Source organism: Luteibacter sp. NPDC031894, assembly GCF_050273135.1.
Taxonomy (GTDB): domain Bacteria; phylum Pseudomonadota; class Gammaproteobacteria; order Xanthomonadales; family Rhodanobacteraceae; genus Luteibacter.
This window is the reverse complement of record NZ_JBNNMV010000002.1, coordinates 830855-844447: the sequence shown is the minus strand read 5'-3', so window position 1 is coordinate 844447 and position 13593 is coordinate 830855. Positions and strand designations below refer to the sequence as shown.

The 13593-nt window shown below is 66.9% G+C and carries 13 protein-coding genes; 6 read left to right on the top strand and 7 right to left on the bottom strand.

The annotated features are described in order from the left end of the window. Nucleotides 1-220 precede the first annotated feature (220 nt). Complete coding sequence (gene tyrS, locus ACQKIE_RS09760; protein ID WP_427458382.1) at nucleotides 221-1426, bottom strand: tyrosine--tRNA ligase; 1206 nt, start codon at nucleotides 1424-1426, stop codon at nucleotides 221-223. 181 nt (nucleotides 1427-1607) lie between these two features. Between tyrS and ACQKIE_RS09755 the strand changes: the two genes are divergently transcribed. Both ACQKIE_RS09755 and ACQKIE_RS09750 read left to right on the top strand, forming a co-directional pair. Then, nucleotides 1608-3062: an OapA family protein gene (locus ACQKIE_RS09755; RefSeq protein WP_427458380.1), complete on the top strand. Its 1455-nt coding sequence runs from the start codon at nucleotides 1608-1610 to the stop codon at nucleotides 3060-3062. Between the two features lie 3 nt (nucleotides 3063-3065). Further along, nucleotides 3066-4211, top strand: a complete 1146-nt coding sequence (locus ACQKIE_RS09750; RefSeq protein WP_427458378.1) for an anhydro-N-acetylmuramic acid kinase — start codon at nucleotides 3066-3068, stop codon at nucleotides 4209-4211. Nucleotides 4212-4221: 10 nt separating this feature from the next. Here the strand turns inward: ACQKIE_RS09750 and ACQKIE_RS09745 are convergent, their stop codons facing one another. From ACQKIE_RS09745 to ACQKIE_RS09735, 3 genes are all read right to left on the bottom strand, one after another. Then, on the bottom strand, nucleotides 4222-4530 hold the full coding sequence (locus tag ACQKIE_RS09745; protein WP_427458376.1) for a hypothetical protein: 309 nt from the start codon (nucleotides 4528-4530) through the stop codon (nucleotides 4222-4224). A 97-nt stretch (nucleotides 4531-4627) separates the two neighbouring features. Beyond that, nucleotides 4628-5932, bottom strand: coding sequence for an AmpG family muropeptide MFS transporter (locus tag ACQKIE_RS09740; RefSeq protein ID WP_427458374.1), 1305 nt, complete (start codon nucleotides 5930-5932; stop codon nucleotides 4628-4630). Next, the gene (locus ACQKIE_RS09735) at nucleotides 5929-6699 is read right to left on the bottom strand and encodes an exodeoxyribonuclease III (protein ID WP_427458373.1); all 771 of its coding nucleotides are present in this window, start codon (nucleotides 6697-6699) and stop codon (nucleotides 5929-5931) included. The genes ACQKIE_RS09740 and ACQKIE_RS09735 overlap by 4 nt, the downstream gene beginning before the upstream one ends. Nucleotides 6700-6793: 94 nt before the next feature. Here ACQKIE_RS09735 and ACQKIE_RS09730 point away from each other — a divergent pair, with 94 nt between their 5' ends. The 3 genes from ACQKIE_RS09730 (at nucleotide 6794) to ACQKIE_RS09720 (ending at nucleotide 8687) form a co-directional block, all read left to right on the top strand. Beyond that, nucleotides 6794-7282 carry a GNAT family N-acetyltransferase gene (locus ACQKIE_RS09730; RefSeq protein ID WP_427458371.1) on the top strand — a complete coding sequence of 163 codons (489 nt, stop codon included), beginning with the start codon at nucleotides 6794-6796 and terminating at the stop codon, nucleotides 7280-7282. 10 nt (nucleotides 7283-7292) lie between these two features. Then, entirely contained in the window at nucleotides 7293-7940 is a 648-nt protein-coding gene (gene pyrE, locus ACQKIE_RS09725) for an orotate phosphoribosyltransferase (RefSeq protein ID WP_427458369.1), read from the top strand. A gap of 99 nt (nucleotides 7941-8039) precedes the next feature. Beyond that, nucleotides 8040-8687, top strand: a complete 648-nt coding sequence (locus tag ACQKIE_RS09720) for a DUF4124 domain-containing protein (RefSeq protein ID WP_427458367.1) — start codon at nucleotides 8040-8042, stop codon at nucleotides 8685-8687. Between the two features lie 26 nt (nucleotides 8688-8713). Here ACQKIE_RS09720 and ACQKIE_RS09715 read toward each other — a convergent pair whose 3' ends face one another. The 3 genes from ACQKIE_RS09715 to coaBC are packed head-to-tail and all read right to left on the bottom strand — an operon-like array spanning nucleotide 8714 to nucleotide 12729. Continuing rightward, nucleotides 8714-11041 carry a phosphomannomutase/phosphoglucomutase gene (locus ACQKIE_RS09715; protein ID WP_427458365.1) on the bottom strand — a complete coding sequence of 776 codons (2328 nt, stop codon included), beginning with the start codon at nucleotides 11039-11041 and terminating at the stop codon, nucleotides 8714-8716. A 24-nt stretch (nucleotides 11042-11065) separates the two neighbouring features. Next, on the bottom strand, nucleotides 11066-11521 hold the full coding sequence (gene dut / locus ACQKIE_RS09710) for a dUTP diphosphatase (protein ID WP_427458363.1): 456 nt from the start codon (nucleotides 11519-11521) through the stop codon (nucleotides 11066-11068). Then, nucleotides 11518-12729, bottom strand: a complete 1212-nt coding sequence (gene coaBC / locus ACQKIE_RS09705) for a bifunctional phosphopantothenoylcysteine decarboxylase/phosphopantothenate--cysteine ligase CoaBC (protein WP_427458361.1) — start codon at nucleotides 12727-12729, stop codon at nucleotides 11518-11520. Before coaBC ends, dut begins: the two co-directional genes overlap by 4 nt. A 158-nt stretch (nucleotides 12730-12887) precedes the next feature. On the opposite strand from coaBC, the gene ACQKIE_RS09700 reads away from it, so the two are divergent. Then, nucleotides 12888-13511, top strand: coding sequence for a JAB domain-containing protein (locus tag ACQKIE_RS09700; RefSeq protein WP_427458359.1), 624 nt, complete (start codon nucleotides 12888-12890; stop codon nucleotides 13509-13511). Nucleotides 13512-13593: the final 82 nt, after the last annotated feature.

The window sequence follows — 13593 nt, the reverse complement described above, 5'->3', positions numbered from 1 at the left end:
GCTGTCGCCCTCTGAACATTTCGTCCCGAGGTGAGCCGCCCATTCTATATCGTTTTTCCTGTCCGTCAACACCCTCGTGAAGCTTTTTTCGAGGTCGCCGACGGTGGCGATACAGCTGCCGTAGCGTTCGTCGTTCGACGTGGGCCGCTGCGGGAGCGCGAATAATACGGATTCCTAGGAGTCCCGCAAGACCTTTTGTGAAGTTTTTTTGAAACCGCCGTCAAATCAGGCGGATGCGGGCGAAGTTTCGCTTGCCCACCTGGAGCACGCCCTCGAATCCGGCGGTGAAGACGCGCGACGCGTCCTCGACGATCTCGCCGTCGATGCGTACCGCCCGCTCCTTGAGCTTGCGGTTCGCCTCGGAGTTGCTGGGCGTGACACCCGCGGCGGTCAGGAGCGCCGCCAGACGGAACCCGTCCCCTGGGGCCGGGATATCGGTCAACGGCAGGAGCGAGGTGTCTCCCTCCCCTCTCACCACCGCATGCCAGCCGGCGATCGCCTGCTCCGCCGCCGCCGCGTCGTGGAAGCGGGTGGCGAGCTCACGGGCCAGGCGCAGCTTCGCGTCGCGCGGATTGAGGACTCCCGAGGCGATATCCGCCTTCATGCGGGACAGTTCATCGAGCGACACCTCGAAGCTCAATAGCTCGAACCAGCGCCACATGAGCTCGTCGCCGATCTTCATGGTCTTCGTGACGATGTCGATCGCGGGCTCGTTGATACCTATGTAGTTGCCCAGCGACTTGGACATCTTGTGGACGCCGTCCAGGCCTTCCAGCAGCGGCATGGTCAGGACGATCTGCGGCGGCTGGCCGTGGTGCTCCTGCAGGGCACGGCCCATGAGCAGGTTGAACTTCTGGTCCGTGCCGCCGAGTTCGACGTCGGCCTCGAGCGCTACGGAGTCGTAGCCCTGGACCAGCGGATAAAGGAACTCATGGATGGCGATGGGCTGTTCGCCCTTGTAGCGCTTGGCGAAGTCGTCACGCTCGAGCATGCGCGCCACGGTGTGCTGCGCGGCGAGCCGGATCATATCGGCGGCGCCCATCTTGCCAAACCACTCCGAATTGAAGCGCAGCTCCGTCTTCTCGCGGTCGAGCACCTTATAGACCTGCTCGGCGTACGTTTCCGCGTTGGCCAGCACGTCCTCGCGGGTCAGGGGCTTGCGCGTGACGTTCTTGCCCGTCGGATCGCCGATCATCCCGGTGAAGTCGCCGATCAGGAAGATGACCCGGTGCCCCAGGTCCTGGAACTGGCGCATCTTGTTGAGCAGCACCGTATGGCCCAGGTGGAGATCGGGGGCGGTCGGATCGAAGCCGGCCTTGATACGCAACGGCCGGCCGAGCTTGAGGCGCGCCTCGAGGTCTTCCTTCTTGATGATCTCGTCGGCCCCTCGGGCGATCGAGGCCAGGGCGTGCTCCAGCTCGTTCATGCGTTCTCTCTATGGGTAGGGTCTTCCGACCTTCACAAATGTCTGTGAAGAGGCCGTGTCGGTTAATTGTGCGTTAACCGCAAGATGCGATGCAAAGCCTTGATGGGAAAGGCGTTGACGGCCTTTGCACAGGGCCGTTATGGTACGCGACAACACGGGGCGAGCGGGTACAAGAAAGACAATGAGTGAACAGAACAGAGGCGCGCACAGCGCCCGCAAGCAAGCGATCCGGCGCAAGGCGCAGCGCCGTCATTCACATTTCTACGACACCCGCGCCCACTGGTCCTTCAGCCGCAACGCTTCGTCCGAGCCCTTGAGCTGGACGCGCGAGCGCTGGATCCTCGCCGGTACCGCCTTCCTCCTCGTCATCCTTTCCGCGCTCGTCATTCCCGCCTGGGCGGGGGCGATGAAGAAGCAGTCACTGGTGCCCGTCAAGCCGACGGTGCATGCGGTGGTACCGCTCGCCGTGCCCCGGATGGATCCCGCCGCCGCCAAGCCGCTCCTTCCGGTCGAAGAGTGGCAGACCGTGCAGGTGCAGCCGGGTCAGACCCTCGCCGACATCTTCCTCGCCCAGGGCCTGTCGATGACCGACCTCCAGCACGTCATCGACGGCGCCGGCGGCACGAAGGCGTTCCACCGGATCAACCCCGGGCAGGAATTCCAGTTCCTCCTGGGCGGCGACCACGTGTTGAAGGGCGTCCGCTTCGATCAGGACGAAGCCAGCATCGCCACCCTTCGTCTCGATGGCCCGTCGCCGAAGCTCACCGTCCAGCAGCGCGACGTGCAGCGTCGCGAACACATCGCCCACGGACAGATCGACAGTTCGCTGTTCGGTGCGGCATCGAAGGCCGGCATGAGTAATGCGATGGTCCTGAAGCTCGCCGAGGTGTTCAAGTTCGACATCGACTTCGTGCAGGACCTCCGCGTAGGGGACAGCTTCACCGTCGTCTACGACGACGTCTACAGCGACGGCGCGTTCCTTCGCGAGGGCGACATCGTCGCCGCTGAATTCGTGAACCAGGGCAAGCGCTATACCGCCTACCGTTTCAAGAACACCGACGGCAAGGTCAGCTACTTCAGCGAGGAAGGCCGTCCGCTCACCGGTTCCTTCCTGCGTATTCCGGTCGACTTCACGCGCATCTCGTCGCAGTTCAGCGCCGGCCGCATGCACCCGATCCTCGGCAAGATGCGCGCGCACAAGGGCGTGGATTACGCCGCGCCGTCGGGCACACCCATCCATGCGGCGGGCGACGGTGTCGTCAAGTTCCGCGGCTGGATGAATGGCTACGGCAACTTCGTGGTCATCCAGCACAACGCGTCGATCAGCACGGCTTACGGTCATATGTCACGCTTCGCCAAGCTGCGCGTCGGCCAGCGCGTCAGCCAGGGCAGCACCATCGGCTACGTCGGCATGACCGGCCTCGCCACCGGCCCTCACCTGCACTACGAATTCCGCGTCAACAACGTGCAGCGCGATCCGCAGACGGTCACGCTGCCCAAGCCGGAGCCGCTGCCGGCCGCGCAGCTGGCGAAGTTCAAGAAGGAAGTCGTGGGCCCGCAGCTCGCGCGTCTCAATCAGGTAGACAGCAACGTCAAGCTCGCCCGGAACGACTCCGGCGCCAACGGCCGCGACTGAGTCGTGGCCGATACCAGGGACGGCCTCTACCTCGGCCTCATATCCGGAACCAGTGCCGACGGCATCGACGCAGCACTGGTTCGTTTCAGTGAAGGACGCCCCGCGCTCGTCGCGGGCCTGACCCATCCCTGGGATGACGCGCTACGCAACACGATCCTCGCCGTGGCCCAGGACGAGGTCCGCCTCGACCTCGACGCGTATGGCCGGCTCGATGTGGCGGTGGGTACCGCTTTCGCCGACGCCGCGCACGCCGTGCTCCGGAAAGCCGGCGTCGCCGCGGGCGACGTGACGGCGATCGGTTCGCATGGCCAGACGATCCGTCACCGGCCCTCGGGCGATCGCCCTTTCACATTGCAGATCGGCGATCCATCGGTCATCGCCGAGCGCACTCGCATCGATACCGTCGCCGACTTTCGTCGCGCCGACGTCGCCGCGGGTGGTCAGGGAGCGCCTCTGGTGCCCGCCTTCCACGCCACGGTGTTGCGCCCTGAACGCGGAGCGCGCGTGGTGCTCAACCTCGGGGGCATCGCCAACGTCACGCGGCTCACGGCGGACGGCGATGTCACCGGATTCGATACGGGTCCGGCGAACGGACTGATGGATGCCTGGTGCTTGCGCCACCGCGGCGAAGCCTTCGACCGCGACGGGCGTTTCGCGGCGTCCGGGCGCGTCGACGACGAACTGCTCGCGCAATTGCTGGACGACGCGTACTTCGCCTTGCCACCGCCGAAGAGCACGGGCCGGGAGCATTTCCACCTCGCGTGGCTCGACATGCATCCGCGGGTGGCGGACCTCACGCCAGACGATGTGCAAGCGACCCTGCTCGCCCTCAGCGCCCGGTCCGTGGCGGATGCCATCACGCGTTACGCCGCCGATGCGGTCGACGTCATCGCCTGCGGCGGTGGCGTGCACAATGCCGTGCTGATGCGCGCGATCGGCGCCTTGCTGGAAGGCCGGCCACTGCACGCCAGTTCGGCGTTCGGCATCGATCCGGACGGGATGGAGGCGATGGCCTTCGCCTGGCTCGCCTACCGGCGTCTTCGCGGCGAACAGGGGAACCTGCCGGCGGTGACCGGTGCCAGCGGATCAAGGTTGCTTGGCGCTGTCTACGCCGCGCCCTCCTCGCTGGAGCGGCTCCCCCTGAGGTAGGCGCGTCTTCTCAGAACGATTCGGACGTCTTCGCCGGGCGCAGCGCGGCGTCGGCCAGTGCCGAGGGCGATGCCTGGGCGAGGGCGGCGAGGGCTTCCTGGAACGCGGCCTGCTCTTCGGCATCCCATGCGCCCGTGAGGTGCGCGATGTCGCCGGGCTCGAGCAAAAGCTCGTTGAACACGTCGCCGGGACTCAGGCCGAGCCCATAGCGCAACGCGTGCAGGATCACTTCATTGATCGACCAACGGCGTTCGCGAGCGAGTGTCTTGATCCGCTCGGCCATCTGCTCGTCGATGTGTCTCACCACGATATCTGGCACGTGCGTGACCTCCTCGCGCATGCCCCCTGTGGCGGCGATCTTACACAGTTTTGGCAGATTGCAAAGATCGTCCGTCCGGCCTAGCCCTGTCATTACGTCATTCCGTGAGGGAGTCCACAGGGCGCGGCATGCGCCGCCACAGCAGGGCCAGGACGATCAGGGTCGGCACGATCGAAACGGTGCTCAGCACGAAGAGCGAGGGGTAGCCGGACTCCTTAACCAGGAACCCCGAAAAGCCGCCGATCAATTTGCCGGGCAGGTTTGCCAGGGCGCTTAGGAGGGCGTACTGCGTCGCGGTGAAGCTGCGATTGACGAGGCCCGACATGAAGGCGACCAGCACCGGACCGGCAAAGCCCTGCGCGAGGTTATCGCCCGACAGCGTCGCCACGAAGGCCCAGGTCTGCCCCGGGTTCACCGCCATGATCAGGTACAACATGTTGGACAGCGCAACGCCGATGGCGGAAACCACCAGCAAACGGCGCATCTCGAAACGGGTCACCGCCCAGCCGCCGAGCAGCGCACCGACGATGCCGACGACCACGCCATAGCCCTTCGACACTTCCGCGATCTGCAACTTGCTGAAGCCGGCGTCGAGGTAGAAGGGGTACGCCATCACCCCAAGCATCTGGTCGGGCAGGCGGAACAGCGCGACGAAGAGCAACAGGCCGAGCGCCAGCGCAAGGCCGTAGCGGGACAGGAAATCCTGGAAGGGACGAACGAAGCCTTCCGTCACGGCCTGCCGCAACGGCAACCGCTCGCGTACCCGGTGCTCCGGCTCTCGCGCCACCAGCACCGTGACGATGGGAATGGCCAACAGCGCACAGATGGCCACGTAGCCGCCTTGCCAGCCGAAGAGGTCGGCGACGATGAGGATGCCCGCCCCACCGGCGATGAGTCCCAGCCGATAGCCCAGCGTATAGGTGGCCGCGAGGGCGCCTTGCGCTTCCTGCGGCGCGATCTCCACGCGGTACGCGTCCACGACGATGTCGATGGTGGCGCCCGCCAGGGCGGCGACGAAGGTCACCGCCATGAAGCGAGGAAGCGACACCTCCGGCGGCATGGCGGCCATGCCGAGCAAGCCCGCCCCCAGCAGTAGCAGGGCGAACATCAGCCAGCCCCGGCGCAAGCCTAGGCGACCGAAGAGCGGGAGCCTGAACTTGTCGACCAGCGGCGCCCACAAGAACTTGAAGTTGTAGGAGAAGGTGACGTAGCTCGCGATGCCGATCGCCCCATAGTCCACGCCTGCTTCCTTCAGCCAGGCGGACAACGTGTTGCCGACCAGGAGGAAAGGCAGCCCGGAGGCGAGGCCGAAGAACAGCATGGTGACCGCGCCCGGCTGGGCGAAGGCCGCGACGATGCCGCGCCAGCCCTTGTACCGTGCGGGTTCCGCCGCTTCGCTCACTCGGCGTAGTCCACGGTGAAGGGCGCATGGTCGGAGAAGCGCTCGTCGCGGTAGATCGAGCAGTCACGCAGCCGCTCGCGCAGGCCCGGGGTGACGATCTGGTAGTCGATGCGCCAACCCACGTTGTTCGCGCGCGCCTGGCCGCGGTTCGACCACCAGGTGTACTCGACCGCGTCGGGCTTGATGGCGCGGAAGCTGTCCACCCAGCCGATCTCCTTGAACAGCAGGTCGAGCCACGCCCGCTCCTCGGGCAGACAGCCGGAATTCTTCTGGTTGGAGGTCCAGTTCTTGATGTCGTTCTTCGTGTGCACGATGTTCCAGTCGCCGCACAGCACGTAGTCGCGGCCGCTCGCCGCCCATTCGCGCAGGATGGGCGTCAGCCATTCCATGATGCGGAACTTGTACTGTTGGCGCTCGTCGCCGGATGACCCGGACGGGATGTAGAACGAAACGACGCTGAGGTTGCCGTAACGCGCCTCGATGTAGCGCCCCTCGCAGTCGAAGTCCTCTCGGCCCAGCGACACGCGCACCTCGTCCGGTTCGCGCCTGGAATAGATCGCCACGCCGCTGTAGCCCTTCTTGCTGCGCGCGTCGTGATAGAAGCAATGGTGTCCGTCCGGACGGAACATCGGATCGACCAGCTGCGATTCCTGGGCCTTGGTTTCCTGCAGGCAGACGATGTCGGCGTCCTGCTTGCGGAGCCATTCGAACACGCCCTTGGTGGCGGCGGAGCGGATACCGTTGGCGTTCAGGGAAATGATGCGCATGGGACCTTGCGATGGCGTTCGACGATCCGCCCATCATAACCCGCGCCTGCCGAGTGGCCGCCGGCGGCCTACAATGCGCGTGATGAATCCCTCCGTGCATGTCCGATCTGTCGACGACTCCCTCCGCGACGCCGTGCTCGCACTCGTCGTGCATCCCGAGCAATTGTCCTTCGTCGGCCACGTCAGCGATTCGCTGGCCGACGTGCACGTGTGCCCTGAGAGCGAGGCTTTGGCCCTGCTACACGAAGAGGCCGTCGTGGGGTACGTGCGGATCGACCGCCGGGCCACGGCCCTCGGCGACCACCCGCTGGCCGAAGGCGCGGTGGCCCTGCGCAGCTTCCTCATCGACGCGTCGCGGCAAGGCCAGGGGCTGGGCGGCGCGGCGCTGGAGGCGATTCGTCGCTACGTCACGGTCCGCCATCCCGACCGCAAGCGAATCCTCCTCACCGTGAACGTGCGCAACGCGCAAGCGGTGCGGTCGTATCTTCGTGCGGGATACCGCGACAGCGGCGAGTTGTACCATGGCGGCCGCGCGGGACCGCAGCACGTGCTCTGGTGCCCGCTTTCCCCTACGCATCCCTGAGAGACCGCCTGTGCACGATTACCAGCGCGAATTCATCGAACTGACCCTAGCCCGCGACGTCCTCCGCTTCGGCGACTTCACCCTGAAGTCCGGCCGCAGCAGTCCCTACTTCTTCAACATGGGCCGGATCGATTCGGGTGCGGCGCTGGCCCGGCTGGGGCGCTCGTACGCCGCCGCGGCGGCGCGGTCGGGCGTGCCCTTCGACATGCTCTTCGGTCCCGCCTATAAGGGCATCGCCCTTGCGGCGGCTACCGCCATCGCGCTCGCGGATGACCAGGGGCGCGATATCCCGTGGGCCTATAACCGCAAGGAAGCCAAGGACCATGGCGAAGGCGGGACGCTGGTCGGCGCCCCGCTGCGTGGCCGCGTACTTATCGTCGACGACGTGATGACCGCCGGCACGGCCGTGCGCGAATCGCTCGAGCTCATTCGCGCCCAGGGCGCGGAGCCCGCAGGCGTGCTGATCGCGCTCGACCGCCAGGAGCGGGGCCAGGGCGAGCTTTCGGCGGCCCAGGAGGTTTCGAGCCGGTACGGCATCCCCGTTATCGCCATCGCCAGCCTCGCCGACGTGCTTTCCTATGCGGGAGAGCGACCGGAGCTCGCCGCCGAGCACGACAGGCTCCTCGCCTACCGCGAGCAGTACGGCGTGAAGGCCTGAGGCAAAACAGCGACTGCGTCACGGGCCCGGCGCCGCTTACCGGACGGGCACAATACGAGCACGCGTGCTGGCTATACTCCGCCCACAGGAGGGGACAGCATGCGAGCAGCGCGATACATCCTGGCGGGGGCGGCCTTGTGCATCGGCACGGTCGCCTTAGCCCAGCACAATACCAACAACAACAACGCCTACCGCTATCGCTGGAAGGACGGGTCGGGACAGTCGTACTTCAGCGACAGTCTTACGCCCGAGGCGATGAAGGCGGGGTACGACGTGGTGAACGCCCACGGCCTGGTCGTCCGACACGTCGATCGCCAGCTGACGCCGGAAGAGCGAACGGCGGCGAAGAAAGTCGCCGAGCAGAAAGAAGCCGCCGAACGGGCGCGCCAGCAGCAGCAGCGCGAGGACGCGCAGATGCTCAATGCGTATCCCGACGAGGCCGCGTTCGCCGCCGCCAAGAATGCCGAGGTGGAGAACTTCGAGCAGGCGGCCCGCACCACGCGGCTAAACCTCCAGGGGCAGGAGAAGGCTCTGGCGGACCTGCTCAATCGCGCCGGAGACCTCGAGCGTGCGAAGCAGCCGGTTCCGAAATATCTTACCGACCGCATCACCGAGCAGCGCAACACCGTCGCCGCCCTCCGGGGCACGCTGCAGCGCCAGCAAGCAGCGAAGGAAGCGGCGCGGTCGAATACCGACGCGCAATTGCGCCACTACCGTGAGCTGAAAGCGGCAAACGACGCGCGCTGAAACGCCTGCTTCTCGGCAGGCGCTCCTCAGAACGGTAGCGCCAGGCTCCTGTCCACCGCCAGCAAGCGCTGGCGGAAGGCCTGCTTGATTCGTTCCAGCGATTTCGCACTGTCCGCGTCGAAGCGGAAGATCAGCGCCGGTGACGTATTCGACGGACGCACCAGGCCCCAGCCGTCATTCCAGTCGGCGCGGATGCCGTCGATGGTCGTGACCCGGGCATCCTCGAAAGTCGCGGAAGCACGGAAGGCCTCCATGAAGCGGAAATGCGCGCCTTCGGCCATCGGCAATTTGAGCTCCGGCGTCGACACGCTCTTCGGCAGCGCATCGAAAAGTTCCGCGACGCTGCGCTCCTCCGGGTCGCCGGCGACGATCTCCAGCAGGCGTGCCGCCGCATAGATGCCGTCGTCGAAGCCGTACCAACGATGGTTGTCGGCGAAGAAGAAATGGCCGCTCATCTCGCCCGCCAGCGCGGCGCCGGTCTCCCGCATCTTCGCCTTGATCAGCGAATGTCCCGTGCGCCACATCAACGGTACGCCCGCCGCTTCCTGGATCACGGGGCGCAGGTGGCCCGTGCATTTGACGTCGTAGATCACGGTTGCCCCGGGATTGCGCGCCAGCACGTCCTGTGCGAACAACATGAGCAAGCGGTCGGGGTAGACGATCTCGCCAGACTGCGTCACGACACCCAGGCGATCGCCGTCGCCATCGAAAGCGACGCCGAGGTCGGCACCGATCGTGTTCACGGCGGCGATCAGGTCCGCCAGGTTGCGCGGGTCGGACGGATCGGGATGGTGATTGGGAAAGCGCCCGTCCACGTCGCAGTACAACGGGATGACCTCGCATCCGATGTCCTCGAGGACGCGCGGCGCCACTTCGCCGGCGGCGCCGTTCCCGGCATCGACGACTACCTTGAGGCGCCGCTCCGCGGCGACGTCACCGGCGATGCGGGACACGTAGGCGTCCACCACCGGCTGCTCACGCCACGTGCCACCGCCATCCGACGGGAGGCGTCCTTCGGCGATGCGCCGATGCAGGTCGACGATCGCGTCTTCAGCAAGGGTCTCTCCGCCGATCACGATCTTGAAGCCGTTGTATTCCGCAGGGTTGTGGCTGCCGGTGACCGAAACGCCGCAGCCCGTTCCAAAGTGGTACGCGGCGAAATACACCAGCGGCGTCGGCACCATGCCGAGATCGATGACGTCGATGCCCGCGGCACGCAGGCCATCCGACAAGGCACCCGCCAGCTCCGGTCCGGAGAGGCGCCCGTCGCGCCCGACGACGATCTCGCGCAGATCGCGCTCCAGCATGCGCGCGCCGATCGCCTGGCCGATGCGGTGCGCGACGCCCGCGGTAAGCACCGTACCCGCGACGCCACGTATGTCATACGCGCGGAAGATCGACGGATCGACGGTTTCCGGCTCGCGCGGCGGCGGTGCCGGCGCGGGTGCCGCGCTCGCGGCCGCCGCGGGGAGGCGCGGCTTGCGGGCGACATCGGCGACAAGTATCTCTTCTTCCGGTTCGGCTTCGGGAAACACCACCGGTCGCCGGCGCATCGACCACAGGAGGGCTCCACCGCCGCCCAGTCCGACGAGGGTCAGCAGGATGGCCAGCGCTTCCGAATGGGGAATCACGATGAAGGCCTGCGGCAGGGCGGCGAACACATACAGCGACGTGCCGGCCACCTGCTGACCCTCGCCATCGAGCTCGGCCGAGCGCGACCCTCGCGAGAGCAGTGAAAGACTGTCGCGCCCATCGCCCTGGCGCAATTCGAGGCGGCCGCCGCCGGGCGATGCCGTGTCGAAACGCCTGGCGATGTCGTCGAAGGGATATTCCAGCCAGATCCAGGCGCGCACGCCGGTGCTGCCCGCCACCGGCTCGACCATCGTGAGGCGTCGTTCGCCGCGGTCCAGGGACGTGGAGGCGAGTGGCGCACCTTCACTGCCAAGGGCCGCCATCAACTGAGCCGCCTTCGCGTAGCCAAATTCGCGATAGTTCGCACGCACGACCTCGTCGAGGCTGCCGCTGTACGCCTCCACGGCGCGCGCCGCCGGCAGCGCCGCGCGCAGCTGCGCGGCAACGGCTGCATGGTCGTCGATCGCCGCCAACAGGCCACCATCCGACAACGCACGATGAACCGCCTGGCGTTTCGCCGCGACCAGTTCGCCGAGGTCGCGCACGGCCTGCCGTTGTGCGGCGCGCGTGCGCTCAGCCGCAGCGCCTTCGTCGGCGATCAGCCACGCCTGCCACGCGCAGAACGCGCCCGCGACGAGCAGCAACGTCGCGCCCGCCAGGGGCAGCAACCGTCGCGGATCGACCCCGGGCAAACGCCCCTCCCCTCCCTCTTTCCGAGCCATGGTGCCCCTTGTGTCCTCGGAGAATCAGCCTACACCGGTCGAACCGAATCCTCCTTCGCCCCGCTGCGAAGGAGTGAAGCCATCCACGACGCGCAGGCGCGCCCGTCCCACCGGTACCAGCAATAATTGCGCAATCCGGTCGCCCGGCGCGATGGTCACATTCCCGTTTCCGCGATTCCAGCATGAAATCATGAGCGGCCCCTGGTAGTCGGCGTCGATGACGCCGACCAGGTTGCCCATCACCAGGCCCTGCTTGTGACCCAGGCCGGAGCGGGGAACGATAAGGGCGCACCAGGCCGGGTCGCCGATGTGTATCGCCATCCCGGTCGGGACGAGCAGGCTGTCGCCGGGTGCGAGGACGACCGGCGCGTCCACCGCGGCGCGCAGGTCCATGCCGGCGCTGCCCCCCGTGGCGGGCTCGGGCAAGGGGATGCTGTCGCCCAGACGCGGGTCGAGGATCTTCAGTTCGATGTCGATCAAGGCGTGGTTCCGGAGGCGGAGAGGAAGCGTTGGGCGATGCGCGCGACGAGCCGCCGGGCCAGCTCCGTCTTCGGCATGTGGGGCAGCGATTCATCGCCGCCGGCCCAGTACAGGTGCAATGCGTTGTCCGCCACTTCGAACCCCTTCCCGTCACCGACCTCGTTGGCCGCGATCATGTCGATGCCCTTCCGGCGCAGTTTCTCGCCGGCGTAGCTGGCGAGTTCGCGTGTCTCGGCCGCGAAGCCGACCAGGTACGGCCGCTCGGATCCGGCCGCCAGTGCCGCGATGATGTCGGGATTCTCCGTGAGCTCGAGGCGAAGGGGCGTACCCTCGGCCTTCTTCAGCTTGTGCTCCGCCATCTCGTTCGGCCGGTAATCACCTACCGCCGCGGCGCCGATATAGATGTCGGCGCCGCGAGACGCGTGGACCACGGTGTCGTGCATCTGTCGCGCGCTGCGCACATCGATGCGCCGTACGCCGGGTGGCGACGGAAGCGTGACCGGCCCGGCCACCAGGGTCACGTCGGCGCCCGCATCGCGCGCCGCGGCGGCGACGGCGAAGCCCATCCGACCGGAGCTCCGGTTGCCGATAAAGCGCACCGGGTCGATGTCTTCGTAGGTCGGCCCGGCGCTCACCACCACGCGGCGGCCACGCAGGGGCTGGTCGCCGAAGGAGGCGACGAGGATGTCGCGCAGTTCGTGTGGCTCGAGCATTCGCCCGGAGCCGATGTCGCCGCAGGCCTGGTCGCCGTCGGCGGGGCCCAGGACGCCGATGCCGCGTACGCGGAGCGTGCCCACGTTGGCCTGCACGGCGAGGTTCGCCCACATCTGCTGGTTCATCGCCGGGGCGACATAGACCAGCGCGGCGGTGGCGAGCACCACCGTGGAAAGGAGGTCGTCGGCGAAGCCGTGGGCCAACCGCGCGATGGTGTCGGCGCTTGCGGGCGCGACAAGCACCCGCTCGGCCCAGCGGGCGAGTTCGATATGCCCCATGGCCGCTTCACCCTGCTCGTCCCACAGGCTCACGCGCACTGGCTGCCCGGAAAGGGCCTGGAACGTGGTGGGCGTGACGAAATGGGTGGCACCCTCGGTCATCACCACGCGCACGTCCGCCTCGAGGTCGCGCAGACGGCGCACGAGTTCGCAGACCTTGTAAGCGGCGATACCTCCGGTAACGCCGATGAGGATGCGACGCTGGCGTAGGCTCATGACGTGAACGGCGCTCGTTGGGAGGCTGGTTAGCTTAGCGGATTCCTTGGGGCCACTTCGTCCGCGTTTTCAGAATCGTTCTATCGTCAGGCACCCCACTGCAACCCTAACTTGTGTGTTGCGCCGCGATCCGCCAGCGGCACCGACAAGGCAAGCCGATGAAGTCCGGGCCCGACGATCCCTCCGCCGTCCGTGAAGCGCCGTTGGCGCCTCCGGCCTATGGTTCACAGCCCATCCGCAGCTGGGCTGCGCACGAGCGACCGCGCGAGCGCCTTTATTCCCATGGGCCTGCCGCGCTGTCCGACGCCGAGCTCCTCGCGGTGCTCCTCGGCAGCGGAAGCGCCGGCCGCGACGCCGTAAGTACCGGCCGCGCCCTGCTCGCCCGCGCAGGCAGTCTCGGGCGCCTGTTGGCCGAGGCCAAGGAGTTGCCGCCCATCAGCGGCTTCGGTCCGGTAAAGCGGGCACGCCTCATCGTCACGCTCGAATTGGCGCGCCGCGCGCTGGGCGAGGGCCTGGTCGACCTGCCACGTATCGACAGCCCGCGTGACAGCGCCCAGTATCTGCGTGCCCGCATGGTGCACCTGCGCCACGAGGTCTTCGCCTGCCTCTTCCTCGACACCCGGCACCGCGTGCTGGCCTATGAAGAGCTGTTCCGCGGCACGATCGACGGCGCCAGCGTCTATCCGCGCGAGGTCGTCCGGGCGTGCCTGCGCCACCACGCCAGTGCCGTCATCCTAAGATTTTATGTCGGCTTAGCCCGAGCGTTTCATCTATTCATCTGATGTCCATGGCTTTTTTTCTGCGACGGGACCAAGCCGACCAGAACTACAGTGTTACATAACCTGGGCAATGTGGCTCGACCCG